We start from the raw sequence: 24787 nt of genomic DNA, 5'->3' as shown, positions 1-24787 counted from the left end.
TTTATTCTATCAGCAGATTACTTGAAAATCTTTCTTTCGTTTAATGCATTCCAATATTTTCTTGCATTTTTCATATGCTCGGCATAGTTGGATGCGAAGTTGTGGGTACCCGAGAAGTCCTCTTTGGCACACATGTAGAGGTAGTTGTGTTTCGTATAATTCAGCACGGCATCCAGCCCGATGGGTGAAGGGATACGTATGGGGCCGGGAGGCAGTCCGGCATTGAGGTAGGTATTGTAGGGTGATTCTACCGCCAGATGTGCATTTGTAATTCTCCGCAAACCGAAGTCCTGCAAGGCAAATTTGATGGTAGGGTCGGCCTGCAGGGGCATGCTGGTGTGCAGTCGGTTGATGTAGAGTCCTGCTACCATCGGTTTCTCGGAATTATTGTTTGTTTCTTCCTCGACGATGGACGCGAGGGTACAGACTTCCGTCGGGGTCATTCCGATGGCATTGGCTTTATCTAAGCGTTCCTGGTTCCAGAACTTCTGGTGCTCTTTCTGCATTCTTTCGAAAAATTCTTCTGCGTTCATGTCCCAATAGACTTGGTAGGTTTCGGGAATGAAGAGGCAAGGCATAGTCTCTTTGGTGTATCCCAGTTTTTGTTGAAATGCGGAGTCGTTCATCAGTCCGGCTATTTCGGTGGAGTCTATCATGAGCTGTTTGCCTACGCTGCGTGCCAAGCGGTCTAGCGTGCGTACGCTGCCGACGGTGAGGTTCATAGGTTCTTGATATCCGCGGTACAGACGGCTGAATACGTGATATACATTTTCTCCCGGTCGGATGGCGTAGCGTCCGGTGTGTATGTTTGTGGGATATTTCTTGTATTGGGCCATCCAGCGGAAGCCGTTGAAGCTCCGGGGATGGCCTTGTCGTTTCACCTTATTATATATGGAATCGGTGGTGTCGTCGCGGTCTATATAGATATAGACTGTTTTTTGCGGATGGAATTGCGGGGCAAACAGATAGTAGTATGCTGTTCCTGCACAAGCTGCTCCGATGAGAGTCAGTGCGATGAATGTTCCGATAATGATTTTCTTCTTTTCCATTTTATTTTACAATGTCTTTAGTTGGGCAAAGTTAGTAAAAAATGGAGTGAAAACCATCAAGTCATATCAGTTAATTCGATAGCTGACATCTCTACCATCTTCCTCCTTTCTGCCTCTGCCGAATGACAACCCTTACCCGAATTGCTATTAAGAAGACAGAGAGTGTAACGGACGTGACAAAGGTAAATTCTATTGTTGAAGGTGTCAGCTTTTCGGACGTGCTTAATTCCTATGGCGATTTCCGTGCCGGGGATACCTCAAAAACGGCAGTGACTAACTACGAGAGAAGAAGTTAGGAATGCTTTGGAACTGTGTTTTTTCATGATGGATATTTCGGCTTCTCAGCATGTCAGCTCGATGAGGAACGTGTCAATGCTGGCAGCAAGACCGGAACAGTAGGAAACGTAACGCTTTTCGGGCAGATAGCCCATTTGGTTGACACGCTTCATCTGAGTTATACCGAGGAAAATTTGAACAGGCTCTAAAATATTTCCAAAAAAAACAGAAATTCTTTTTGCCTTTTCAAATAAAGGTGTACCTTTGCATCCCGTAAACAAAAGCTTATTGCCGCTATAGCTCAGTTGGTAGAGCAACGCATTCGTAACGCGTAGGTCGCCAGTTCAAGTCTGGCTAGCGGCTCAAAAGCAGAAGCCCATTAATTGTCTTATATTTGAAACAATTAGGCTTCTGCTTTTGTTTTATAATTCTTCGATTTTTTTTAAGAAGGATTCATAGTCCACTGGTGGACTAAATAACTTATCTAAAACTTATCCTTCAAATTTTAATCTATTATGGTAACCCTTAATTAGCTATTCTCAAGGCAAAAGTTCTAAAGGACAGCAGACATAAAATAAGAGTGGCTAAAGGTCTGATGCTTCTATTATAAACACCAAGCTAAGAAGCATGATGAATGAATCCTTATTGTATGATGGCCTTGTTCGAAGCTTGTATGCTCACCCTGGAAGTGGGAGCTACGGGGATGGGGAAAAGTTATACTGGCCTTGGGGCAACATGGTTATATTGAAAAAAAGGGCTTTGATTGGACAAATAAAAAAATAGTGTCAATTTCCCCGCTTTCTTCTACCAAATGAAAAGGCGTGAAAAGAACAGCTTTTTAATGCTTTTTCTGAAACTTAGAGGTGGAATAAATGTATATTATAAAAATAATATATTACCTTTGCGCCCGATTTATATTTATTACAAGAACTCAAAAGGTTAATCATCTTATGCGTAAATTAATAGCACTATTCTTTTTGGTATTTACTTTGTCAGGGGTAGCTTTCGCTCAGCAGATGTCAGATGATCAGGTTGTTCAGTATGTAAAAAACGCTCAGCAGATGGGCAAAAATCAAAAGCAGATTACTACTGAATTAATGCGGCGGGGAGTGACAAAGGAACAAGTTGAAAGAATTCAGAAAAAGTATGAAAACTCCAAATCTGGAAATTCGCAGCGCAATACGCAAGATGAGAAACGTTCTCGTCAACGTGGTGAAATGAGTGGTGTGGTCAAAGGGTTGCGGACAACTTCGGAAACGTATTCTGCCGGACAAACAGTGGCTGCAGGAGATTCTTTACAAATGATGGATAATCGTTCCTTGCCTCAAGAGAAAGAGACGGAGTATCTGGCTTCGCAAATTTATGGTCATAATATTTTTACTAACGATAATTTGACTTTCGAGCCCAATGTAAATGTCGCTACTCCCGAGAACTATCGTTTGGGACCTGGTGACGAGGTGATTATTGATGTGTGGGGGGCTTCTGAAACAACGATTCGGCAAACGATATCTCCGGAAGGGAGCATCCTTGTGAATAATCTGGGACCGGTTTATCTCAATGGTAAAACTGTAAAGGAAGCCAATAATTATTTGAAACAAGAGTTTGCCAGAATATATTCCGGAGTAACTGGAAATGTGCCTTCTACCCAAGTTAAATTGACATTAGGGGAAATACGTTCTATTCAAGTAAACGTTATGGGTGAAGTTCTGGTGCCCGGAACTTATACCCTTTCATCATTTGCTTCCGTATTCCATGCACTATATCGTGCAGGTGGTGTAAACCCGATTGGTAGTTTACGCAGTATTAAAGTGATTCGCAATGGAAATACAATAGCGGATTTGGATGTTTACGATTTGCTTATGGAAGGAAAAATGAAGGATGACATCCGTTTGCAGGATGGTGATGTGATTCTTGTGGATCCTTACCAGTCATTGGTACAGATATTGGGTAAGGTAAAACGTCCGATGTTTTATGAAATGAAACCCACTGAAACCGTAGGTACATTATTGAAGTATTCAGGTGGTTTTACGGGTGATGCTTATAAGAAAGCATTACGTATAATTCGTAAAAGTGGACGTGAACATCAAATTTATAATGTGGATGAAATGGATTATTCCGTATTCCGCATAGATGATGGTGATAAGATTACGGTTGACTCCGTTTTACAGCGTTTTGAGAATCGTGTGGAAGTCCGCGGTGCCGTATATCGTGAAGGCTTATATCAGTTGGACGGTACAATGAATACAGTGAAGCAGTTGATTAAGAAAGCGGAAGGACTTCGCGGAGATGCATTCTTGAATCGTGCTATAATCGACCGTGAGCTTGAAGACTTGTCGCATGAGATTATACAAGTAGATGTAAAAGGTTTGCTGAACGGGACAACGGCAGATATTCCTTTGCAGAAGAATGACATTTTATATATTCCAAGTATTCATGACTTGAAAGAAGAAGCTACACTTACCATCCATGGTGAAATAGCCAATCCGGGTACGTATCTTTATTCTGATAAGATGACAGTAGAGGATTTGGTGTTGCAGGCTGGTGGTCTGTTGGAGGCAGCGGCTACAACAAAGGTTGAAGTGGCACGGCGTATGAAAGATTCCAAAAGTACGTCTTTCTGTACTACGGTAGGCCAGAATTTCTCTTTTGATTTGAAGGATGGCTTATTGTTGGGAGAAGGAAGTCAGGATTTTTATCTTGAACCTTTTGATGAAGTTTATGTTCGTAAGAGTCCGTCTTATTTTAAACAACAGAATGTTATGGTGGGTGGAGAAGTTCTTTTTGGCGGTAATTATGCACTATCGAAAAAGAATGAACGTTTGAGTGACTTGATAGCTAAGGCTGGTGGGGTAACTCCCGATGCTTATATAAAAGGAGCACGTCTTATGCGTAGAATGACTGAAGAAGAATTCCGTCGTAAGGAAGATGCACTGCGTATGGCACAAGCCGGAGGCGGAGATTCCATATCTGTGAAAAGATTGGATTTGTCCAATACCTATTCTGTAGGTATAAATCTGGGAGAGGCCTTGAAAAATCCTGGTTCAGATGCTGATATGGTACTTCGTGAGGGAGATGTGTTGTTTGTTCCGGAGTATGTAAGTACAGTGAAAATCAACGGTGCTGTAATGTATCCGAATACAGTTTTATATAAAAAGGGTGAAAGCTTGAAATATTACATCAATCAGGCTGGTGGCTTTGGCAACGATGCCAAGAAACGCAAGGCCTATGTAATATACATGAATGGTACAGTTTCTCGTTTAAGAGCTGGAAACAAGAAGGCAATTGAACCTGGTTGTGAAATAATAGTTCCAAGTAAAGAGCAGAAAAAGAAGATGACTACTACTGAAATTTTGGGAATGGGAAGTACGACAGCTTCTATTGCAGCGATGATTGCGACTATGGTTAATCTCTTTAAGTAATTTGAATTATGAGCGAAGAAAGAATACAAAACATATCTTCTCCACAACCTGAGGAACAAGAGATAGATTTGATAGAACTGGCCCAAAAAGTATGGGCTAGTCGCAAATTGGTTTTTAAGGCCTGTGGCATCGCTGCCCTTATAGGTTTGGTTGTTGCTTTTAGTATTCCTAAGGAGTACTCTACAAGTGTAACTTTGGCTCCGGAGAGCGGTGGCAAGTCTGCCGGTGGAAGTATGGGAGCTCTTGCTGCCATGGCGGGTATCAATCTGGGTACTTCTTCCGGTGAAGATGCTTTGTCACCCGAACTCTATCCTGATATTGTAAGTTCTACTCCTTTTCTGATTGAACTGTTCGATGTTAGAGTCAAGGATCAGAAAGCGAAAGTTGACACAACTTTATATACTTATTTGAAAGAGGAACAACGTTCTCCGTGGTGGAGTGCAATTATTTCCGCTCCTTTTAAGGTATTGGGATGGACATTGTCCTTGTTTATGGATGAACCGGAAGGGGGGGATGCAAAGCTGGATCCTTTTCGTCTTACTAAAGATGAGGCTGCCATTGCAGATGCTTTAAGTAAACGTATCTCTGTTTCTGTAGACAAAAAGACAGGTGTGACAACCTTGTCTGTTACTATGCAGGATCCTTTGATATCTGCTTCACTGACGGATACTGTGATGCATTGCCTGCAGAACTACATCACAGATTATCGGACTAATAAGGCTCGTCATGATTTGGCATTTACCGAAAAACTTTACGGAGAAGCAAAGGCCAGTTATGAGGATGCCCAGAAGAAATATGCTAATTTTGTAGATGCAAACCAGAATATAATATTGCTGAGTTATCGTGCAGAGCAAGAGCGTTTACAGAATGAAATGAATTTAGCCTATCAAGTATATACGCAAGTTTCTCAACAATTGCAGATGGCAAGAGCTAAGGTGCAGGAGATTACACCGGTATATACGGTTGTTCAGCCGGCTACGGTACCTTTAAAGCCTGCAAAGCCCAATAAATTGATGATTTTGATCGGCTTCATGTTCTTAGCAGGTGTCGGCAGTGTGGGATGGATATTATTTGTAAAAGATTTATTAAAGGAATGGAAAAAGCAAACAATATGATGACGGATAATGAGATGATGTGCTGGCATGCATTGTACACAGCACCCAAGTCTGAGCATAAGTTGATGCAGTGTTTGAACGCTGCGGGATATACTACATATTGCCCGATGCAGGCTGTGTTTGTAAAATGGAAGGGGCGTACCCGGAAGGTGATTGCTCCTCTTTTCTCCGGATGTTTGTTTGTTGTCGGTAATGTGGCGGAAGTAACTTCATTGGCTTCCTCGCAGAAGGCTGCTATATTGGTAGATAAAGAAGGAAAAAGTTTGTCTATTGAAGCAGGAAAAGCAGAACTTCCTGCCAAGTTTGCTCAATTACTGAAGTTATGATGAAGCTGATAACAGAAGAACTGCTGGATACCGTTACTTCACAAGCTAAGGAGAACTCCCGCTTACGTATGAATTATAATTTTCATGCGTCTATGGATGCCCCTATTCATCGGTTGCTGAATGCTTTGGAACCTAGAACTTATCTTCCTCCTCACCGTCATACGGATAAGGAGGAAACTTATCTGATTTTGCGTGGAAGTCTGCTGGCATTTTTCTATGATGATGCCGGCAATGTAACAGATAGGGTATGTCTCAATCCTTCGGAAGGTAAATATGGTCTGGAGATTCCTTCTAATACATGGCATAGTATTATTGCCTTGGAGTCAGGTACTGTTATTTTTGAAATTAAAAAAGGCCCATATCAGCCTCTGCCTTCAGAGGATTTGGCTTCGTGGGCTCCTCAGGCTTCTGATGTGGAGGGAATAGAGGCTTTTATGAAGAGGATGTTGGAGTAGCTTTAACATTTCCCCGATAGAACATAAAGAAGGGGATGTGTCAAAACACCAAAAATATGAAAATCACCCCTGTCACAGATATCTGTAGCAAGGGTGATTTTGTTAAAAAGAGGGTTTTGACACATCCTCTTCTTTTATGTTCCATGTTATCAGTCAAACAGACTTCTGAACTTCTTGAATATCTTTTCTTTAATCGAAGTATTCGGCTTGAAGTTATCCGATGTCTCCATCTCTTCCAATGCTTTTTTCTCATCCTTACTCAGCGTTTCGGGTATATATACGCTGATGTTTACCAATAAATCTCCCGTACCGTATCCGTTCACGTTGGGTAAACCTTTGCCGCGCAGGCGGAGTACTTTTCCCGGTTGCGTACCTGAGTCAATTTTTACTTTCACCTTTCCGTCAATAGTAGGAATTTCGACCGCACCACCTAAGGCAGCTGTCGGGAAACTGAGGAGCAAATTGTAAATCAAGTCGTTTTCGTCACGTATCAGGTTCGGATCTTGCTCTTCCTCTATAAGAATCAGCAGGTCGCCCGGCACACCGTTGTGCTTGCCTGCATTTCCTTTTCCTCCCATAGAGAGTTGCATGCCTTCTGCGACACCTTTCGGGATTTTTACGGTTACTACTTCTTCACCGTATACAATACCCTCACCGGCACACTCCTTACACTTGTTTTTGATGATTTTACCTTCACCGCCACAAGTCGGGCAAGTCGTTCTTGTTTGCATGGTGCCGAGTATGGTTTGCTGGTTACGGATTACCGTGCCGCTGCCGTTACAAGTCGGACATGTTTCAGCACCGCCGTCGCCTTCGGCTCCCGTACCATGACAGTGGGTACAAGGCACGTATTTCTTCAGCTTGAATTTCTTTTCCACACCGGTAGAGATTTCCTTGAGGTTCAGTTTTACCTTGACGCGCAAGTCCGAACCACGGTAGCGGCGTTGTTGTGTTCCGCCGCCTCCTCCGAAACCTCCGAAACCTCCAAAACCTCCTCCACTGTGTCCGCCGAAGATATCACCGAACATGGAGAAGATGTCGTCCATGGACATACCTCCGCTGAAGCCACCAAACGGACCGCCATTACCGGCGGCACCACCCAGTCCGGCATGACCGAACTGATCGTAGCGGGCACGCTTGTCCGGATTGCTTAGTACGTCATATGCCTCTGCCGCTTCCTTGAATTTTTCTTCGGCTGTTTTGTCGCCCGGATTCTTGTCCGGATGATATTGGATGGCTTTTTTGCGATAGGCTTTCTTTATTTCTTCTGCCGTTGCTGTCTTTTCGACTTCCAATACTTCGTAGTAATCTCTTTTTTCCATACAGTTTTATGTTATTCTCCGACTACCACTTTGGCATGACGGATCACTTTGTCGTTTAGGATGTAACCGGTTTGTACACAGTCCAGAATTTTGCCTTTCAGTTCTTCATTGGGTGCCGGAATCACGGCGATGGCTTCGTGATAGTCTGTGTCGAGCGGTTGTTCTTTTGTCTCTACCACTTTAACACCGTTTTGTCCCAGTACGGACATGAATTTGTTGTAGATAAGTTCAACACCTTCTTTTACGGCAGCTACGTCGGTGGCTGTTTCCATGTTTTTTAGGGCGCGTTCAAAGTCGTCCACAATGGGCAGGATGCTGCTGATACTTTTTTCACCACCGTTCAGGATAAGTTCTGCTTTCTCCTTCATGGTGCGTTTGCGGTAATTGTCGAACTCGGCAGATAAGCGCAGATATTTGTCCTTCTGCTCTTCAATCTGTTCATTTGCCTTTTCCAGTTCCTGGACGAGCTTTTCTTCTTCTGTCAGGGGAGCCTCGTTTTCTTGTGAAGCTTCTTGTCCTACGGTTTCTTCGTCACATTCGTTAGGAGTAGCTTGAGTTTTCAACTCCTCTTCCTGGTTGTTTTCTTTTTCTTTCGGATTCATATTGTTATGCTTGTTATTCTTGTAAAATGATTTTGCTTTCATTGCTGTCAAGGGTTTAAGTTAATATGATACCAGTGCCCCAGCAAAAACTTTGCCAAAACGGATATTTTTGCCGAAAATGCTGCAAAGGTAATACTTTTATGCCAGATTGACAGCGCTTCCCAGTGTCTATTCATGGAAAAAATAACTATCTTTGAATAAGATAGGCGGTATCTCAGCAAAACTTTTTCATGCGAGCATGAAAGTTTTACGTTCAATTTGCACTATCTTTGCATTCGCAATTCGCAGACTAATTAGGTATTATATAGTAAATTGTAAATAAATAAATCGTAAATATAAAGATGATTACAGTCTCTAATGTCTCAGTACAGTTTGGTAAAAGAGTGTTGTTCAATGACGTAAACCTGAAGTTTACAAGTGGTAACTGTTATGGTATCATCGGTGCCAACGGTGCCGGAAAATCTACATTTTTGAAAGCGATTTCCGGGGAACTGGATCCTACGACGGGTTCCATCATGCTGGCTCCGGGAGAGCGTCTTTCCGTTTTAAGCCAGGACCACTTCAAGTGGGATGCTTTTACAGTGATGGACACAGTGATGATGGGACACACGGTGTTGTGGGACATCATGAAGCAGCGCGAAGTGCTGTATGCCAAAGAGGATTTCACGGACGAGGATGGATTGAAGGTTTCCGAATTGGAAGAGAAGTTTGCCGAGCTGGACGGATGGAATGCCGAAAGTGATGCCGCCGCCTTGCTGAGTGGCTTGGGTATCAAGGAAGACAAGCATTATCTGTTGATGGGTGAGTTGAACAATAAGGAAAAGGTGCGTGTCATGCTGGCACAGGCTCTTTATGGAAATCCGGACAACTTGCTGCTGGACGAGCCGACCAATGACTTGGACATGGAGACTGTGACCTGGCTGGAAGATTATTTGTCGAACTTTGAACACACTGTACTGGTTGTGAGTCATGACCGCCACTTCCTCGACTCCGTTTGTACGCATACGGTAGACATTGACTACGGAAAGATTAATCTTTTTGCCGGTAACTATAGCTTCTGGTACGAATCCAGCCAGCTGGCGCTTCGTCAGCAGCAGAACCAGAAGGCAAAAGCCGAGGAGAAGAAAAAGGAATTGGAAGAGTTTATCCGCCGTTTCAGTGCCAATGTGGCAAAGAGCAAGCAGACTACCAGTCGCAAGAAGATGCTGGAGAAACTGAATGTGGAAGAAATCAAGCCATCGTCCCGTAAGTATCCGGGCATCATCTTTACGCCTGAGCGCGAACCGGGTAATCAGATACTGGAGGTTTCCGGTTTGACAAAGACGCTGGAAGATGGTACAGTGCTGTTCCGCGATGTCAACTTCAATGTAGAGAAGGGAGACAAGATTGTATTCCTTTCCCATGACCCGCGTGCCATGACTGCTCTGTTCGAGATTATCAACGGGAATATGAAACCGGATGCGGGTACCTTCAACTGGGGGGTGACTATTACTACCGCCTACCTGCCGCTAGACAATACTGCATTCTTTAATACAGACCTGAATCTGGTAGATTGGTTGAGCCAGTTCGGTGAGGGCAATGAAGTCTACATGAAGAGCTTCTTGGGACGTATGCTTTTCTCCGGAGAAGAAGTTTTGAAGAAGGCGAGCGTATTGTCGGGAGGGGAGAAAATGCGTTGTATGATTGCGCGCATGCAGCTTCGTAATGCCAACTGCCTGATTTTGGATACACCGACCAATCACCTCGACTTGGAATCCATTCAGGCATTCAACAATAACTTGAAGACCTATAGGGGCAATATTCTGTTCTCATCCCATGACCATGAGTTCATTCAGACGGTTGCCAACCGTATCATCGAGCTGACTCCGAACGGTATCATCGACAAGATGATGGAGTATGATGAATATATCACTTCGGACCACATTAAAGAGTTACGTGCACGTATGTACGCAGCTAAGTGATAACGCTAAGAACTAAATAAGCATATTTTAAATCGTTCCATCATGAGGAAAAAATCGTTCCACCATGGTGGAACGATTTTTTCGCCACGGTGGAACAATATTTCCGTTATGGAAGAACGATTCTTCCTCCGTATCTATTTTGCTACTGAACCATTATAAGCTGAATATCCGTATCTTTGTAGCAAAGAAAAAGACACTCCTTGATGGAATGGGACACTTTTCTAAAAGAATGATAGAATTAGGCGAAAAGGTCTATTCCACAGACCTGATAAATCGTGGCTGTCATTAATTAGGGAGCATGCCTTTGTTTTTGTAACTTTCCGTACTTGGCGATGATACTCCTCGACAGTATTGGTGGCATATAGTTATGAAATCTGCTTTACTTTTGCTGCCGACATGATGCGGAAAGAGAATAGGGAGCTTGTATTGCCTCCCATGTGCTGTACCAACATCTGACAGATGGGCAATCCTAGTCCGGTGCCTTGGGCAAAATTGTTGAGCTTGACAAAGTGGCCGAATATGCTCTCTTGCTTGTCTTGGGGAATACCGAGTCCCGTATCGGATACGTAGAAATAAAGCGGAGTAACATATTTAAATTGAAATGTTACTCCACTTCTCATTGAGATGTTGAAAGATGTGTTTTCAGGAGATTTAGTTATTTTCTGTTTTAATGTCTATGGACATGAACCGTTCACCGTCATATAGACTTTTGACACGGATGTTCACTCCTTTTTTATCTTTCAGCTGTTCTGCTATATTGGCCAGCTTGAAGGAGGCCAGTCCGGTGCCCAGTGTGAGCTGGCTGTCATTGTAGGCATTGTGGCGGAATTCGAGATTGACGTAATCCGGTCTGTTGTTTTCGCCGGCGGATGCTTCGTTGATGACCAGGTTCAGCATGTGCTTCTTGTCCTTGTTATTGCTGTGGTAGAATTGGTATTTGATGTTCAGATACTCGCCCGTAATCCATAAATCCGTAGCGTTGATGTTGTCGTCGCCGATACTGTCCGCCTTTTCGGCAGGCATGGAGTAGATGTCTTTGGTCAGAATGTTCTCTATGTGCTTTATTTGGGCATTGTATTCGTAGCCCGGAAGTTTCTCCTCCAGTTCGTGGAAGTAGATGAAAGTTCTCTGTCCGTCTATTACGGCATAGTTGTGAACATAGGTTGTGTCACTGGGATATAGTTTACTTCCTTCGTCCAGTGAGAAATAGTAGTCCTTTCCTTCAATGACCTTCACCGTGCCTACGGCGAACAAAGCATTTTTGTCATCCCAATCGTCCAGACATGACTGCAATACAGCGGCAGTAAGAAATAAAAGCACGGATGTTGCCAATGTCATTCTCAGTTTCTTCATAAGTGGTAGGTTTTAGCTCTTTTTCTGTTTAAAACTTATTTTTGTACTCAGAAAATGCGGTGAAAAACTAAATACTGCGTAGTATATTGTTAAAGAAATGAAAGTATGATTTTCTTCTCTGTCTGATGCAGTAATTTTGTATCAGTTGCATTTTTAAGGTAAAACACGTGTTAAAAGAAAGAATGGAAGAACAGGAATTGGCAGAACACTGTAGACAAGGAGACAATCTTGCCCGCAAAGAACTGTATGAGCGCTATGCGGGACGCATGTTCAGCGTATGCCTCCGTTATGCAGGTAGCCAGGAGACTGCTCAAGACCTGATGCATGACGGTTTTCTGAAACTTTTTGATTCTTTCGATAAGTTCACTTGGCGGGGAGAGGGTTCTCTGCGGGCATGGATGGAACGCGTAATGGTGAATACGGTATTGCAATATTTGCGGAAAAATGATGTGATGAATCAGTCATCGCCCTTGGAGAATGCACCCGAAGCTTATGAGGAACCGGAAGGTTCGTCAATAGATGCCGTTCCTCAAAAGGTATTGATGCAGTTTATCAGTGAATTGCCTGCCGGCTACCGTACCGTATTCAACTTATATATTTTTGAAGAGAAATCTCATAAGGAGATTGCTCGACTATTGGGAATTAATGAAAAATCCTCTGCCTCGCAGTTGACGCGTGCTAAAGCGACTTTAGCGGCAAAAGTACGTGAGTGGATAAAAAGAAATGATTAAATGAAGGAACGTATGGAAGATGAATTGTGGTTGGAAAAGATAAAAGACAAGCTGAAAGACTATTCCGAACCGTTGCTGGTTGCCGGATGGGAGCGGTTGGAGAAGGAATTGTCCGTTTCCGGAACTCCGATAGCCAGACCGCATAAGATGATACCTTTCCACCGCTGGGCGGTGGCTACGGCAGCAGTGTTGTTGGCGGCAGTATCGTCCGTCAGTCTGTGGCTGTTGCAGAGCCCGATAGGTAATGAGATGCGGCATACGTCAGTGCCTGCCTGGGCTGTGGTTCCAGACGTCTTGCCGGAACAGATGTTACCTGCTGTACGGACTAATTCCGTAGAACCTGCTTATCGGACATATGGAAATGTATCGGCATCCGAGAAGGAGGCAAGTCGCCCTTTGGTTGCACGACATGTCGGAATATGGGTTAACGAAGAACAGAGGGAGGAAATGTTTCCGGATGAAACGGCAGATGAGACTGCCGGTATCGGACAGCAGACAGAGGAGCTGCTAGTGGAAGATGCGGGCCATGAAACCACAATGCCGACAGAGGAACCGGAGAGGACAAGGGAAGACCGCTACCGTCCGTCCGGGCGAGACAAACTGCATCTTCCGGAAAGAAACAGTTCTGGCAGGGATGCTAAAGGATGGGCAGTGGGTTTGTGCGTAGGAAACACGGGAGGCTTTTCGTTGGTTAATGAAGGGGAGGCGAATGTCATGTCGAATAGCATGCCTGAAAGTCCTATTTATGGCGGTAATGTGGATTTGTCCTCTACGGCCAATGGTATTGTTACCATCCCCGATGGGCAGGAACTGGTTTTCAAGGACGGTATGCCCTATCTTCAAAGGCATAAGAAAAGGATTGCGGACATTGACCACAAGCAGCCGCTCAACTTCGGAATTTCGGTACGTAAAAATTTGGCGAAAGGCTTCTCTGTGGAAAGTGGGCTGACGTATACTTATCTTACTTCTGACGTAAGATATGAGGGCAGCTCGGAAAAGATAAGCCAAAAGCTGCATTATATTGGCATCCCGGTACGGGCCAATTGGAACTTTGTAAATACGAAGAACTTTGCGATGTATGTTTCGGCGGGTGGTGCCATTGAAAAATGTGTGTATGGCAAGATTGGTACTGAGAGTGAAACAGTGAAACCGGTACAGCTTTCTGTCATGGGTGCTGTCGGTGCTCAGTATAACATAAACGATAGGGTGGGCTTGTATGTGGAGCCGGGAGTATCCTATTTCTTTGATGACGGTTCGTCTATACAGACCATACGCAAGGAGAACCCGTGTAACTTTACGCTGCAGGCCGGCATACGTCTTACTTATTGATAGCAGGACAGACATGTTTTTGTCCACTTTCTTGTAGATTCAGAATTTTCTTAATAACTTTCGGCCGTGTTTCTTCGTTGGTGGATGAAGGGACACGGCTTTTTACTGAGAATCCGTGCTTCCGTTAACGGTACAGACGAGTAAGATAACCTTGATAGGAGGACTATCAACATCCCAGTACGATATGGCAGGTGCTTTGCTGCCACTACAGACCGGAACAAAGTGGTGACCTTGTATGTAGGCTGCTGAGGCTTCGGATGTCATTATCGTGACAGTGGGCGAGAGATTCGGTCAGGACGGTGATTTCGTCTTTATGGTGGGCGGCAGTAGTGACGATGTGCGGCAGATTACCTATGACTTGAAAGAATAGGATTCTTGTCCTATAGAGGAAAGGCTGTTCGGAACCATATCCGGACAGCCTTGTTTTGGGGGACTTTTCAGTTGGTTACAACATTCGTGAAATATTCTTTGAACACTTTTTCTGCTCGTGCCAACTGTTCCGGGCTGTTTTCTTTCACTTCTTTCAGTTTATACTCCCATCCCATGGCTTCGTATTTATGAACGCCCAGACGGTGGTAAGGAAGAATTTCTACCCGCTGTATCTGCTGGTATTTGGCAAGACTTTCGCCCAGCAGGCGTATGTCTTCTTCCGAGTCGCTGTAACCGGGAACCAGTACATAGCGCAACCAGAAGGGACGCTCATGCTCTTCTAGCCAGGCAGCAGTGCAGAGTGTCTGTTCGTTGCTTCGTCCCGTCAGCATGCGGTGGCGTTCGGGATTGAATTGCTTGATGTCCAGCAACACGAGGTCGGTCAGGCTGAAGAGTTCTTCCACTTTTTCATTCCAGATACCTCCGTTACTGTCCAGGCAGATGTGGATGCCGTTTGCCTTCAGTTCTTTGAAAAGAGGAATCAGTGCTTCTGCTTGCAAGGTAGGCTCGCCGCCGGAGAAAGTAATACCTCCTTTCTTCCCGAAGAATGCCTTTTGACTGACTGCCATTTGCAGAATCTCTTCCGGAGTGGTAGGGGTACCGCCTTTCACGTCGATAGTGTCCGGATTGGCGCAATACAGACAACGGAACAAACATCCTTGCAGGAAAACGACGAGCCGGAGACCCGGCCCGTCGAATGTTCCCATACTTTCGTAGGAGTGTACATTTATCATATTACATTCTTTCGTGGAATGAACGGCTGATGACTTCCAACTGATGCTCGCGGCTCAATTTCACGAAGTTCACGGCGTAGCCGGAAACACGGATTGTGAGTTGCGGGTACTTTTCGGGATGCTCCATGGCATCTTCCAGCATCTCGCGGTTCAGTACGTTTACGTTCAAGTGGTGGGCACCTTTGGTGAAGTAGCCGTCCATCATGGTTACCAGGTTCTCTACACGTTCTTCCGGTGTCGGGCCCAGTGATTTGGGAACGATGGAGAAAGTATTGCTGATACCATCCTGCGAGTCGCGGTAGCGCAATTTGGCTACGGAACTCAAGGAAGCGATGGCACCGTTCTTGTCACGCCCGTGCATGGGGTTGGCACCCGGAGCAAACGCAACGCCTTTGGCGCGTCCGTCTGGAGTGGCACCGGTCTTTTTGCCGTACATTACGTTGGAGGTGATAGTCAGCAAGGAGAGGGTAGGACGGGCGTTCTTGTAGACGGGCAGCTTTTTTAGTTCTTCGCTGAAGTAGTATACTAAATCCACGCCGAGGTGATCTACACGGTCATCGTTATTACCAAAGCAAGGGAAAGAACCTTCCATATCAAAGCCCTCTGTCAGACCAATGTCATTACGGCGGGCGGTGACTTTGGCATATTTGATGGCAGAGAGGGAGTCGATGGCGATGGAAAGTCCTGCCACACCGTAAGCCAGATTGATGCGCGGGTCGGTATCTATGAATGCCATCTGAGCCTTTTCGTAGTAATACTTGTCATGCATATAGTGAATAATGTTCATGGCTTCGTTGTATACGCGGGCAATTTCAGTCAGTACCTTCTTGTAGTTGGCCATTACTTCCTCGAACTTCAGCGTGTTGCCGGTCAATACGGGAATACCTTTCACCATGACGGTTCCGGTATTTTCGCAACGTCCGCCGTTGATGGCAAGCAGCAATGCTTTGGCTAGGTTGGCACGTGCGCCGAAGAACTGGATTTGCTTTCCGATGGCTTGGTAAGATACACAACAGGCGATACCATAATCGTCGCAGTTGCGCACTTCGCGCATCAGGTTATCGTTCTCGTATTGGATAGAGCTTGTGTCTACGGAAACTTTGGCACAGAAATCCTTGAAGCCTTCCGGCAATTCCGGGCTCCAAAGTACCGTCATGTTCGGTTCGGGAGAGGGACCGAGATTGTATAGGGTTTGCAGAAAACGGAAAGAGGTTTTGGTCACTTTCACGCGTCCGTCGTTGAAACGGCCGCCAATGGCTTCGGTTACCCAAGTCGGGTCTCCGGCAAAGATGTCATTGTACGACTGCATACGCAGATGGCGTACCATGCGCAGCTTGATGACGAACTGGTCTATCAGTTCCTGTGCAAAAGTTTCGTCAATCTTGCCGTGAGCCAAATCATATTCGATAAAGATGTCGAGGAATGAAGAAACGTTGCCCAATGACATGGCAGCACCGTCCTGTTCTTTCACGGCAGCCAGATAAGCCATATATACCCATTGCACAGCTTCTTGCGCTGATGTTGCGGGGCGGCTGAGGTCGAGTCCGTAGTATTCGCCCATCACTTTGATGTCTTTCAGGGCCTTGATTTGCTCTGATACTTCTTCACGCAGACGGATACGGGCTTCGGTCATGGGACCTGTCAGATTGCGCAAGTCTTCTTGCTTGGCTTCGATAAGCCGGTCGATGCCGTAGAGTGCCAGACGACGGTAGTCACCGATGATACGTCCGCGAGCATAGTTGTCGGGAAGACCGGTCAGGAATCCCAATGAACGGAAGGAACGGATTTCTTCGGTATATACATCGAATACGCCGTCGTTATGTGTTTTGCGGTAATGGGTGAAGATGTCTTTTACTCTATCGTCCACTTCCACTCCGTTTTCACGGCATGCCTTTGCTACCACGTTGATGCCTCCGAAAGGTTTGATGGAACGTTTCAACAGTTCGTCAGTCTGCAAACCGACAATAAGTTCATTGTCTTTATCAATATACCCGGCCTTGTGAGAAGTGATGGTAGACACGGTGGTATTGTCTAGTGAGCGGACGCCATTGTTGTTTCTTTCTTCTTCAAGAGCCTGCAGACAGATGTCCCAGATACGTTTGGTACGTTCGGTAGGTCCCTGCAAGAAGGATGCATCCCCGGTATAGGGTGCGATGTTTCTACTGACGAAGTCACTGACATTGATTTCTTTGCTCCAAAGCCCATTGGTAAAGGTTTTGTTCAATTCCATAAAATTTGTTTTTGTTAGTAGGTTAGATAATGTTATCCTTTAGAGCGTGCAAAAATACTGAATAAATTCCGTAATTTTATAAGAGAGATTACCCTTTTTATGTTGAACAGTATAAAATAACTGTCATTAGGTAGTGAATGTCTGTGGAAGTGGAGATGTTAATACTTTCTTTAATATATGGTTTATGAACAGAACAAGAATCGGATAATAATCTGCATTATTTACAAATGATGTAGGTTTAAGGAACAGTCGTATTCTGAACCTAATTCAGTCGTATAGTGAATGCCATTCAGTCGTATACTGAATAGGGTTCAATCGTATACTGAATGTGGGTCTTTGTAAATGCGCTGATAATCAGTTTGTTGTAGAATGTTATATTGTCTTTGGTACATTTTAACAAATAGTCTAAATGCTGTTATGCTGGTTTCGTAGTGGGTATGAACAAGAATTTTGCTATAATTGCTCTTTTTTTGTGCAGAAAAGTTTGTAGAATAAAAAATGATTTGTACCTTTGCATCGCTTTAAGAGAAAAGCACTTCTTGAAAGAGGAGTTTGGAGAGGTGGCAGAGTGGTCGATTGCGGCGGTCTTGAAAACCGTTGTACTGCGAGGTACCCGGGGTTCGAATCCCTGTCTCTCCGCAATAAACGCTGAAAATCAGCAAATTGTAAAATGAACACCCGATTTTACACCCAAGAATGTAAAATCGGGTGTTTTTGTATTATTTAAGAAAACTGCCGAGCGACTATGCATTGATCAGTGATTCTTTCGGATCAGTCCGAAAACCCTGTGGACATAATATTTTGAAAAAATTCCAATATTGCAATGTAAGAATACAGATTCTTTTAAGGCATTATAAATTAAGTAGGGTGTTCAGTTTGATGTTCCGAACAACGTCATTCAAAACACCTAAAAATTTAATAAAAATACGTGCTTAAAATATTGAATTTTAGCGCAAAAGAGTACATTGGGAGTTTTGGTAGTTCATTGATTTTTAGTATCTTTATAGTCTAATAATCAACTAAAAGAAACAATGAAAAAATCAGGTTCAAATATCCCCGAGGAGACCCCGGAACAGGAGTTGAAACGTCTTCGTAAAGAGAACTCCAAGCTTAAAAGCAAACTCAAATCTCAAAAGGAGGCTGACAAAGCCAAAATCTCAGATTTGAAGAAAGAACTCAAAAAAAAAGACGTGCCGACAATAACCGTGACCGAAGAACAACGCAAGTTGCTTTCGAGCCTGTTCCCGGACATAGATTCTCTATTCAGCTAATAATGCTTTGCGTGCTGATCTATGTACGGACAGGATGCGGACTGCGAACCGTCATATCCATAATCGGGATATTTGAGGAGGTTACCGGAGAGCCATTGGGGAAGCTCCCGTGCTACAACTCTGTAGCCAACTGGGTTCGCAAGCTCGGACTCTCCGTCTATGAGGATGATGCTCCACAAGGCGGTAAGTATGCTCACATAATCGATGAAAGCATCATGATTAACAAGGAGAAACTTCTTGTAGTGCTGGGTGTTCCTGCTGAACATACAGGCAAACCACTGAATCATGATGATGTCACCATATTGGGTATGCACATCGGGAACCGCTTCAAACGGAATGATGTCAAAGAGGTCATTGACAAAGCCTCTGAGAAAACCGGAAGTTCTCCGGAATACGGTATATCCGACGGTGCGCATAATCTTGTAGGCGGCTTTAAGGATGCAGGCATTGCCCATCATCTTGACATAAGCCACACATTGGGCAACTGCATGAAGCATGTCTATGGGAAGGATGCTGATTTTGTGTCACTAACCGAAAAACTCGGCAAAATCAGGCTGCAATATCATCTCACCGACAAGGCATGGCTTCTGCCTCCCAATATGCGTGCCATGGCTCGGTTCATGAATCTTCGTGAATGGGTCACGTGGGGTCAGAAAATGCTTGGTTGTCTTGATTCCCTGGATGACGACATGAAGGAAGCTTATTCTTTTCTCCTTCAGTATAGAGACCTCATTGACGAACTTGGTGTCTGCGTCGAGTCCGTAACCTATCTTGAAACTCTTTGCAAGCGTGAAGGGTTTGGACTCAGAACCAACGCCCTTTGTCAGCATCATATCATCCGGAATCTAATCGGCAACGCCACCAACAGGCGGGCTTGTGTCGGTCTCAGAATGCTGGATTATTTCAAACGACAGGCTGCTGTGCTTAATGACAGCAGGCAGATACGAAACATTTCCTCGGACATAATTGAATCTGAATTCGGTATATTGAAATCAAAGGTATCTTCCAATAAACTTCACGGGTTCACACCGATGATTCTAATGCTGCCGCTATATCCCAAAATCGCTGTCTATTCTGACGCTAAAAAACAAAATTTCAAAGTACGCTTGGCCAATGTTAAACTTAAGGACATAGATCTCTGGGCCAAGGAGAATCTATCTCCGAATCGGGTGGCTCTGCGTTCCAGAACACTCAATAATGCGAGTTAATTTTGGAACATAGAACTGAACACCCTATAAATTAAGTATGTCAGACAACCGCTTGATTGGGTACCAGTATTATAACTCATCGTTTACGATTAATCACCCACATGGTTTTCGGACTGACCCATTCTTTCCATTTCCAATTACCTTATGAAGTCATGAAACAATATCATACACAAAGCCATTCCCGAACATTCCGACGCGAATCCTGCCACAGCAAACGGCAATGCGAACATCACTGCTACTGTAACGGCAATCCAAGTTATGATTACTTTGCGACTTTCCATAGCAGTATACAATTATTAGCGGTAAAATCCGTATGTGAACCTAATTGTTTGAACTCGTTCATATCCTGTTTCCGTAAAAGATTAAGTATTTCCAAATATTGCTTTTGACATATTGAAGATTATGATGTCCGGGCGATATATGATGCTCGACGCAGATTCCATGTGATATTAATTTCTTGGACAATGATTCCACCGCATTGTTGAAACCACCCTCATCTTCATCCCCTGCATCAAGAAACCACTCTTGCTTTTGATGTAGCTTTTCAAATCGCTCGAACTCCAGAGGATTGTTTTTATGAAAACTGTGTTCGTTCCCATAATAGGGAATATCCGATAGGGCAAGTTCAGTTTCTATAGCAGGCATATGTCCACCTATCCTGGAAAATAGTTCGGGGTATTTTAAGCCGTAATGGATTGCTGCAAATCCTCCGGCAGAACACCCTCCTACATATCTTCCCTTTCGAGAGGCTATTGTATTGAAATTCCCATCAATATATGGAATAATTTCTTGGATAAAATAATCCTCATATCTACCGACATCTATCACATTATTACCTATCTTTTCCTGACGTGCAATCTTGGCTGAGTTCAGACCACGGCTATTATCCATTCGTGGACAAACGATTATCATCGGTTCTATTTTGGATGCGGCAATCAGTGAATCTGTCAATTGTGCCAAACCTAACTGCTCAATAAAAGACTCATCACCACTTCTTCCATGCAGAAAATACAATACAGGGAATTTACTGCCATATTTATATTCATCAGGAAGATAGACCGCGAGTGCCATCTGCTTGTTTAGGTAGGTACTGTCGTATGAAATATGTCGAATTTCACTCATTATTCCAGCGTTTAACCATTATATAATCATGTTCTCTTTCTTCCAATATTTCAAAACCGGCTTTAAGATACATTCCCACAGCATAATTGGATTTATCGACTGACAATGAGACTGTTCCATATCCTATTTTATGAATAGCATCCAATAAGGAAGAAAGAAGCCTTGTGCCAATGCCTTTTCCTCGGTATTCGGGATATACGGAGATTGCAAATTCAGGCGTTGTGTCATCAATCTTGCCGTATGAACAGCCGAGCCTCGACCATGCCGCCCCGACAATCAGACCGTCAACGACAGCCACCAGACATATGTCATCCGGCAATTTGCCGAAATCTTTTACATACGCCCATATCATGGGTTGTTGCAATACTGTACGAGGCACTTTCTGACTTCCTGCCGGCTGATATATGGCTTCATAAAGGAATTCTGTCAAGAGCATTGCTTCGTCTGATTCAATTGTGCGTATTGTAATATTATTCTGGTATTCCATTTCAATACAATTCCATGTTTCACCAAGACATCTGTAACTCTCAGTTTCTTGTCTGCCAACACGATGGAATCCAACCGATTCATAACAACGTATTGCAGCCGGATTGTTTTCAAACACGCCCAATGACACTTTTGTGGCTTCGAGTTTGCAGAATGCATAATCAACCGCCATGCTGACAAGAGTTTTTCCCAATCCTTTGCCACGCTTTGAGTCATCAACAATAACAAAACCAAGACGTTGTTCGGATAAATCATCTGCCGGAGTGCGTAGAGTAATATACCCGACAATCTCTTCACCGTCAACCATAGTCAGAGCAATAGAGTTATGTCCGTCAATGTATTGCTGATGATAAGAGTTCATATCATCTGGAGTGACGGGATAACGCTCATATCGGTCAGCGCACCATTGGCGCATAAGATATTCGCTTTTAAGCCAAGTAGTGATTATATTGGCATCAGCTGATTTGTATGGTCGTAGCTGTAGATTCATTCGTGCTTTGCAATGGGGATTCTTAGAACCGTCTTCATCTTATCGGGACTGGTTTTCCTCGGATCGGAAAGATATATCTCGTGATGACGACGGGAGGAATTAATATCCTTGATATAACCACCTGTTTTTATAAATCGGTCAATCACGGCAAGTGTTGCAGGCTCGGTATCATACGCCCCGATGTGCATACTCTGTACGCATAGACCTTCCTCAAAAGTCATGAGGAAAAGGGCGGAACAGTCAAGTCTTTTCTTTTTCAGCACCTCTGCTTTCGCCCATTCAACATCATTGTTGTCAACAAAATCAGGGACACGTATCATTGCTGTCCATTTGAAGGCGGATTTGTGGGTAAAATCACCTATGGCATTGTTTGTCCACCACAAGCCTTCAAGCGGCGGCACAACATATTCAAAGAACCCGTCAATATGGTAATCGGTCTTATAACTCATCTTTATGGCATAAGCCACCGGATATAGCATGCCAAGAGCCTTCTGATATTCGCCGTCAGGGTCATTGGGGTTGCCTGCACCATTTACAGCGATGAATTTCATGACAGGCACATCAACGACTGCCGGTGTGGATTCAGGCATATATAAAGCTTTATACTCTTTTTTATAGTCAAATGCCATTTCTAATGTTCCTTTCCAATATAGTTGCGTTTGATTTCGTCTATCGACTTGCCGCCTATGCCGAAGTTCTCATCTGGCAATTCCTTGATGGTGACGGTGAAGAACTGTTCCGGGATATGGGTTATCTCGGCGGCTGTTGCTGTCAGTCGTTCGATAAGTTCTTTCTTTTGCTCGGAGGTCAATGCTCCGCTCTCAACTGATATGTATGGCATAATATCACAAATATTTTATATTGGGGTCATCATTTTATTTCGGTCGCTTTACGAAGCAGGATACATTCTGCAGGTGTGGCCCCATTCAGTCTGACTACCGAATCGTTTTGAAGATCTATTGTGGATATATCCGGTAGAATCCTGCGCAAGGCGTCTTCGACCGCCATGTCGTCGCAAGCCATCTCGGTCATTGCTCCGTCGCCAAAAGTGATTGAATCACCTGTAATGGTGTAAGGCCCCGAGATTGTGTTGCAGTTTGTCTGGATGAAATATGTGCTGTCTTCAAAAATGATATATTGGCGAAGACTGTGCATAGTTTCGTCCGGGCGGACATAATCCGAATCATTGAAGACTATGTTTTCTATGTACCATTGTCCCCGAATGTCTGCATCCGCCATTGTTTTCAAAGTTGTGCTTTCTGCGACATTGGCACTGTTCTTTTTATTACCAGAACATCCTGTTGCGATTACTCCCGATAAAATTGCGATAGCAATGAATGATTTAATCTGCAGTTTCATTGATTTTTTTCTTTTCGTATAGTTAATTATATGTTTTCGATTGAAATATGACATAATCTCACGAATTTAATTTAGACATAATTGAAGCCATATTCTGACCGAGGTTGCGCATATTGGCAATACCTTCGTCATCGTTAAGTACATCGCCGATTTCTCGCCCATATACCATATTCCAATAAGTCGAGCCTATGACAATCATTTCTTTATTGAGAAAGAAATGATTCATGGTATCAACGGATGTCATGCCTCCGGCACGGCGCACAGCGGCAACCGCCACGCCTACTTTATGTTTAAGAATTCCGGGGTTAGTGGCTGCTACAACACCACCCCTGTCCAACAATGCTTTCATCCGGGATGAAACATCGGCTGAATAGACCGAAGAGCCGAGTATTATTCCGTCGGCTTCCACCATTTTACTGAATACCTCGGCAAAACCATCTTTACGGAACACACAGTTGTCCTTGCCTCTGCAGGCGAAGCAAGCACGGCACGGCTCTATATCGACATCTGCCAACTGAATAAGCTCGGTTTCAACACCTTTCTTATTCAGTTCCTCAAATATTGTGCGGATTAAGATTGCCGTATTGCCATTTTTCCGTGCGCTACCGTTAATACCGATTACTTTCATTCCAGAAATGATTTTAACGAATCGTTGGCAAACATTGTCGGAGAAAACTTCACTATCTGATAATCGGCGATGCCGTTGATGTAGAACGGATCTTCGGAAATAATAGCATCAACCGCTTCACGGTTGTTGGCTTTTATCATTATCACGCCACCAATGCGAGGGATCTGTGGCCCAGATGTTATGAAATCTCCGATGGCATAATGTTTGGCGAGATATTCACGGTGCGCACTCAGATAGTTATCAACCTCGCTCAACGGCTTTTTGTATGTGAGAATTGCAATAAACATAACGAGTCTATTTTTTCCAGCGTTTAAGGTGAGGGAAGAATTGACGCATCATGTCTTTAGCCTGTTCCTGTGTCAAGTTCTGTCCTGACTGCTTGTTTATCTCATCAGTGAATTGGGCGCAGTGGTCAATCATCTGCTCCATAGTCATATCCTGCGCAAACTTGCCATCTTTGTAGCAGTAGATGCAATAATCTTCATTGAGTGTGCCATCGGTATTCGTACCGAGGATTTCGTTTGTTAGCGGCATACCGCAGCTTTGACAGAATTTTTGTTCCATATCGTTTTTCTTTTTGCCCATCAGTCCAACAGGGCAGGTTATTAAAATACAAAAGCGCGGACTGCAATGCCACTTCTTTATTCGGAGGTCGTAGGAAACCTTGCATACAGATGTAGTAATAGCAGCCCACGCTATATGCGTGAGAACCACTATGCCATCTGAGTATGCAATTTGAAAATTTCCTACGTTTCCAAATACTTGATGAGCATAACGCTTCTTTTTTCTTATGTATTGGAAAGAGTTGCTCCCTATCCGAATGCAAAATTAGTTATTTTTTTAGTAGATGACAAAAATTAAATATATGCTGTTAAACATTTAATTTTCAAGT

At 43.9% G+C, this 24787-nt stretch carries 23 protein-coding genes, 2 tRNA genes and 3 pseudogenes; 13 read left to right on the top strand and 15 right to left on the bottom strand.

Translation table 11 applies throughout. The features are described from left to right. Positions 1-17: 17 nt before the first annotated feature. Positions 18-1049, bottom strand: coding sequence for an endolytic transglycosylase MltG (gene mltG / locus E5355_RS03790; protein ID WP_136009242.1), 1032 nt, complete (start codon positions 1047-1049; stop codon positions 18-20). Between the two features lie 566 nt (positions 1050-1615). Between mltG and E5355_RS03785 the strand changes: the two genes are divergently transcribed. The 6 genes and pseudogenes from E5355_RS03785 to E5355_RS03765 all read left to right on the top strand — a co-directional run bounded on the left by E5355_RS03785 (position 1616) and on the right by E5355_RS03765 (position 6640). Then, positions 1616-1688 (top strand) — tRNA-Thr (locus E5355_RS03785). Positions 1689-2275: 587 nt separating this feature from the next. Continuing rightward, positions 2276-2476, top strand: a pseudogene (locus E5355_RS20295) (hypothetical protein); the annotation flags it as partial. A 204-nt stretch (positions 2477-2680) separates the two neighbouring features. Beyond that, positions 2681-4744, top strand: a pseudogene (locus E5355_RS03780) (SLBB domain-containing protein); the annotation flags it as partial. Between the two features lie 8 nt (positions 4745-4752). Beyond that, entirely contained in the window at positions 4753-5859 is a 1107-nt protein-coding gene (locus E5355_RS03775; RefSeq protein ID WP_136009240.1) for a Wzz/FepE/Etk N-terminal domain-containing protein, read from the top strand. Next, positions 5838-6185 carry a UpxY family transcription antiterminator gene (locus E5355_RS03770; protein ID WP_136009239.1) on the top strand — a complete coding sequence of 116 codons (348 nt, stop codon included), beginning with the start codon at positions 5838-5840 and terminating at the stop codon, positions 6183-6185. Before E5355_RS03775 ends, E5355_RS03770 begins: the two co-directional genes overlap by 22 nt. Then, positions 6182-6640, top strand: a complete 459-nt coding sequence (locus E5355_RS03765; protein ID WP_136009238.1) for a WbuC family cupin fold metalloprotein — start codon at positions 6182-6184, stop codon at positions 6638-6640. The genes E5355_RS03770 and E5355_RS03765 overlap by 4 nt, the downstream gene beginning before the upstream one ends. A 149-nt stretch (positions 6641-6789) precedes the next feature. Here E5355_RS03765 and dnaJ read toward each other — a convergent pair whose 3' ends face one another. Together dnaJ and E5355_RS03755 are read right to left on the bottom strand one after the other, a co-directional pair. Beyond that, positions 6790-7962: a molecular chaperone DnaJ gene (dnaJ, locus tag E5355_RS03760; RefSeq protein WP_136009237.1), complete on the bottom strand. Its 1173-nt coding sequence runs from the start codon at positions 7960-7962 to the stop codon at positions 6790-6792. Between the two features lie 11 nt (positions 7963-7973). Further along, the gene (locus tag E5355_RS03755) at positions 7974-8606 is read right to left on the bottom strand and encodes a nucleotide exchange factor GrpE (protein WP_136009236.1); all 633 of its coding nucleotides are present in this window, start codon (positions 8604-8606) and stop codon (positions 7974-7976) included. Positions 8607-8905: 299 nt separating this feature from the next. Here E5355_RS03755 and E5355_RS03750 point away from each other — a divergent pair, with 299 nt between their 5' ends. Both E5355_RS03750 and E5355_RS03745 read left to right on the top strand, forming a co-directional pair. Further along, positions 8906-10525 carry an ABC-F family ATP-binding cassette domain-containing protein gene (locus E5355_RS03750; protein WP_136009235.1) on the top strand — a complete coding sequence of 540 codons (1620 nt, stop codon included), beginning with the start codon at positions 8906-8908 and terminating at the stop codon, positions 10523-10525. Positions 10526-10589: 64 nt separating this feature from the next. Continuing rightward, complete coding sequence (locus E5355_RS03745) at positions 10590-10814, top strand: hypothetical protein (protein WP_136009234.1); 225 nt, start codon at positions 10590-10592, stop codon at positions 10812-10814. A 139-nt stretch (positions 10815-10953) separates the two neighbouring features. On the opposite strand, the pseudogene E5355_RS20195 reads toward E5355_RS03745, so the two are convergent. Further along, positions 10954-11106: pseudogene (locus E5355_RS20195) on the bottom strand (ATP-binding protein); the annotation flags it as partial. Positions 11107-11176: 70 nt separating this feature from the next. Beyond that, positions 11177-11878 (bottom strand): NigD-like protein, encoded by a 702-nt coding sequence (locus tag E5355_RS03735; protein ID WP_136009233.1) that lies wholly within the window; start codon positions 11876-11878, stop codon positions 11177-11179. A 182-nt stretch (positions 11879-12060) separates the two neighbouring features. On the opposite strand from E5355_RS03735, the gene E5355_RS03730 reads away from it, so the two are divergent. After that, a complete protein-coding gene (locus tag E5355_RS03730) occupies positions 12061-12609 on the top strand; it encodes an RNA polymerase sigma factor (protein ID WP_136009232.1) in 549 nt (182 codons plus the stop codon). Beyond that, the gene (locus E5355_RS03725) at positions 12610-13938 is read left to right on the top strand and encodes a porin family protein (RefSeq protein WP_136009231.1); all 1329 of its coding nucleotides are present in this window, start codon (positions 12610-12612) and stop codon (positions 13936-13938) included. Between the two features lie 437 nt (positions 13939-14375). Here the strand turns inward: E5355_RS03725 and pflA are convergent, their stop codons facing one another. Together pflA and pflB are read right to left on the bottom strand one after the other, a co-directional pair. Beyond that, the gene (gene pflA / locus E5355_RS03715) at positions 14376-15101 is read right to left on the bottom strand and encodes a pyruvate formate-lyase-activating protein (RefSeq protein WP_136009230.1); all 726 of its coding nucleotides are present in this window, start codon (positions 15099-15101) and stop codon (positions 14376-14378) included. A 1-nt stretch (position 15102) separates the two neighbouring features. Beyond that, entirely contained in the window at positions 15103-17331 is a 2229-nt protein-coding gene (gene pflB / locus E5355_RS03710; RefSeq protein WP_136009229.1) for a formate C-acetyltransferase, read from the bottom strand. Between the two features lie 554 nt (positions 17332-17885). Between pflB and E5355_RS03705 the strand changes: the two genes are divergently transcribed. From E5355_RS03705 to E5355_RS03695, 3 genes are all read left to right on the top strand, one after another. Beyond that, a tRNA-Ser gene (locus tag E5355_RS03705) sits at positions 17886-17970 on the top strand. 392 nt (positions 17971-18362) lie between these two features. Then, entirely contained in the window at positions 18363-18602 is a 240-nt protein-coding gene (locus tag E5355_RS03700; RefSeq protein ID WP_136009228.1) for a hypothetical protein, read from the top strand. 11 nt (positions 18603-18613) lie between these two features. Beyond that, positions 18614-19810, top strand: coding sequence for a hypothetical protein (locus E5355_RS03695; protein ID WP_246866885.1), 1197 nt, complete (start codon positions 18614-18616; stop codon positions 19808-19810). 339 nt (positions 19811-20149) lie between these two features. On the opposite strand, the gene E5355_RS03690 is transcribed toward E5355_RS03695, so the two are convergent. Genes E5355_RS03690 through E5355_RS03655 form a run of 8 tightly spaced genes read right to left on the bottom strand, consistent with a single transcriptional unit; the run spans position 20150 to position 24459 of the window. Next, positions 20150-20932, bottom strand: a complete 783-nt coding sequence (locus tag E5355_RS03690) for an alpha/beta hydrolase (protein WP_008664978.1) — start codon at positions 20930-20932, stop codon at positions 20150-20152. Then, entirely contained in the window at positions 20925-21908 is a 984-nt protein-coding gene (locus E5355_RS03685) for a GNAT family N-acetyltransferase (RefSeq protein WP_008664975.1), read from the bottom strand. The genes E5355_RS03690 and E5355_RS03685 overlap by 8 nt, the downstream gene beginning before the upstream one ends. After that, positions 21905-22537, bottom strand: a complete 633-nt coding sequence (locus tag E5355_RS03680; protein WP_136009226.1) for a GyrI-like domain-containing protein — start codon at positions 22535-22537, stop codon at positions 21905-21907. The genes E5355_RS03685 and E5355_RS03680 overlap by 4 nt, the downstream gene beginning before the upstream one ends. A gap of 2 nt (positions 22538-22539) precedes the next feature. Continuing rightward, entirely contained in the window at positions 22540-22749 is a 210-nt protein-coding gene (gene dmpI / locus E5355_RS03675; RefSeq protein WP_008664971.1) for a 4-oxalocrotonate tautomerase DmpI, read from the bottom strand. 29 nt (positions 22750-22778) lie between these two features. Further along, positions 22779-23267, bottom strand: coding sequence for an META domain-containing protein (locus E5355_RS03670; RefSeq protein WP_168354270.1), 489 nt, complete (start codon positions 23265-23267; stop codon positions 22779-22781). A gap of 58 nt (positions 23268-23325) precedes the next feature. Then, positions 23326-23895 (bottom strand): flavodoxin family protein, encoded by a 570-nt coding sequence (locus E5355_RS03665; RefSeq protein WP_136009225.1) that lies wholly within the window; start codon positions 23893-23895, stop codon positions 23326-23328. After that, the gene (locus E5355_RS03660) at positions 23892-24182 is read right to left on the bottom strand and encodes a YciI family protein (protein ID WP_008664965.1); all 291 of its coding nucleotides are present in this window, start codon (positions 24180-24182) and stop codon (positions 23892-23894) included. Before E5355_RS03660 ends, E5355_RS03665 begins: the two co-directional genes overlap by 4 nt. Before the next feature lie 7 nt (positions 24183-24189). Beyond that, positions 24190-24459: a zinc ribbon domain-containing protein gene (locus E5355_RS03655; RefSeq protein ID WP_008664964.1), complete on the bottom strand. Its 270-nt coding sequence runs from the start codon at positions 24457-24459 to the stop codon at positions 24190-24192. Positions 24460-24787 lie beyond the last annotated feature (328 nt).

Source organism: Bacteroides muris (ex Afrizal et al. 2022) (assembly GCF_004793475.1).
GTDB classification, from domain to species: Bacteria; Bacteroidota; Bacteroidia; order Bacteroidales; family Bacteroidaceae; genus Bacteroides; species Bacteroides muris.
Note: the sequence above shows the minus strand (reverse complement) of the source record. Positions and strands in the feature narration are given on the sequence as shown.

Bases quoted from the DNA above. Each gene is read 5' to 3' on its own strand.
- E5355_RS03700 (WP_136009228.1), top strand. From the start codon at position 18,363: ATGAAAAAATCAGGTTCAAATATCCCCGAGGAGACCCCGGAACAGGAG.
- pflA (WP_136009230.1), bottom strand. From the start codon at position 15,101: ATGATAAATGTACACTCCTACGAAAGTATGGGAACATTCGACGGGCCG.
- E5355_RS03750 (WP_136009235.1), top strand. From the start codon at position 8,906: ATGATTACAGTCTCTAATGTCTCAGTACAGTTTGGTAAAAGAGTGTTG.
- E5355_RS03765 (WP_136009238.1), top strand. From the start codon at position 6,182: ATGATGAAGCTGATAACAGAAGAACTGCTGGATACCGTTACTTCACAA.
- E5355_RS03725 (WP_136009231.1), top strand. From the start codon at position 12,610: ATGAAGGAACGTATGGAAGATGAATTGTGGTTGGAAAAGATAAAAGAC.
- dnaJ (WP_136009237.1), bottom strand. From the start codon at position 7,962: ATGGAAAAAAGAGATTACTACGAAGTATTGGAAGTCGAAAAGACAGCA.
- E5355_RS03665 (WP_136009225.1), bottom strand. From the start codon at position 23,895: ATGAAAGTAATCGGTATTAACGGTAGCGCACGGAAAAATGGCAATACG.
- E5355_RS03775 (WP_136009240.1), top strand. From the start codon at position 4,753: ATGAGCGAAGAAAGAATACAAAACATATCTTCTCCACAACCTGAGGAA.
- mltG (WP_136009242.1), bottom strand. From the start codon at position 1,049: ATGGAAAAGAAGAAAATCATTATCGGAACATTCATCGCACTGACTCTC.
- E5355_RS03690 (WP_008664978.1), bottom strand. From the start codon at position 20,932: ATGAGTGAAATTCGACATATTTCATACGACAGTACCTACCTAAACAAG.
- E5355_RS03755 (WP_136009236.1), bottom strand. From the start codon at position 8,606: ATGAAAGCAAAATCATTTTACAAGAATAACAAGCATAACAATATGAAT.
- E5355_RS03735 (WP_136009233.1), bottom strand. From the start codon at position 11,878: ATGAAGAAACTGAGAATGACATTGGCAACATCCGTGCTTTTATTTCTT.
- E5355_RS03680 (WP_136009226.1), bottom strand. From the start codon at position 22,537: ATGGCATTTGACTATAAAAAAGAGTATAAAGCTTTATATATGCCTGAA.
- E5355_RS03655 (WP_008664964.1), bottom strand. From the start codon at position 24,459: ATGGAACAAAAATTCTGTCAAAGCTGCGGTATGCCGCTAACAAACGAA.
- E5355_RS03670 (WP_168354270.1), bottom strand. From the start codon at position 23,267: ATGAAACTGCAGATTAAATCATTCATTGCTATCGCAATTTTATCGGGA.
- E5355_RS03745 (WP_136009234.1), top strand. From the start codon at position 10,590: ATGGTGGAACGATTTTTTCGCCACGGTGGAACAATATTTCCGTTATGG.
- E5355_RS03770 (WP_136009239.1), top strand. From the start codon at position 5,838: ATGGAAAAAGCAAACAATATGATGACGGATAATGAGATGATGTGCTGG.
- dmpI (WP_008664971.1), bottom strand. From the start codon at position 22,749: ATGCCATACATATCAGTTGAGAGCGGAGCATTGACCTCCGAGCAAAAG.
- E5355_RS03730 (WP_136009232.1), top strand. From the start codon at position 12,061: ATGGAAGAACAGGAATTGGCAGAACACTGTAGACAAGGAGACAATCTT.
- E5355_RS03660 (WP_008664965.1), bottom strand. From the start codon at position 24,182: ATGTTTATTGCAATTCTCACATACAAAAAGCCGTTGAGCGAGGTTGAT.
- E5355_RS03685 (WP_008664975.1), bottom strand. From the start codon at position 21,908: ATGAATCTACAGCTACGACCATACAAATCAGCTGATGCCAATATAATC.
- pflB (WP_136009229.1), bottom strand. From the start codon at position 17,331: ATGGAATTGAACAAAACCTTTACCAATGGGCTTTGGAGCAAAGAAATC.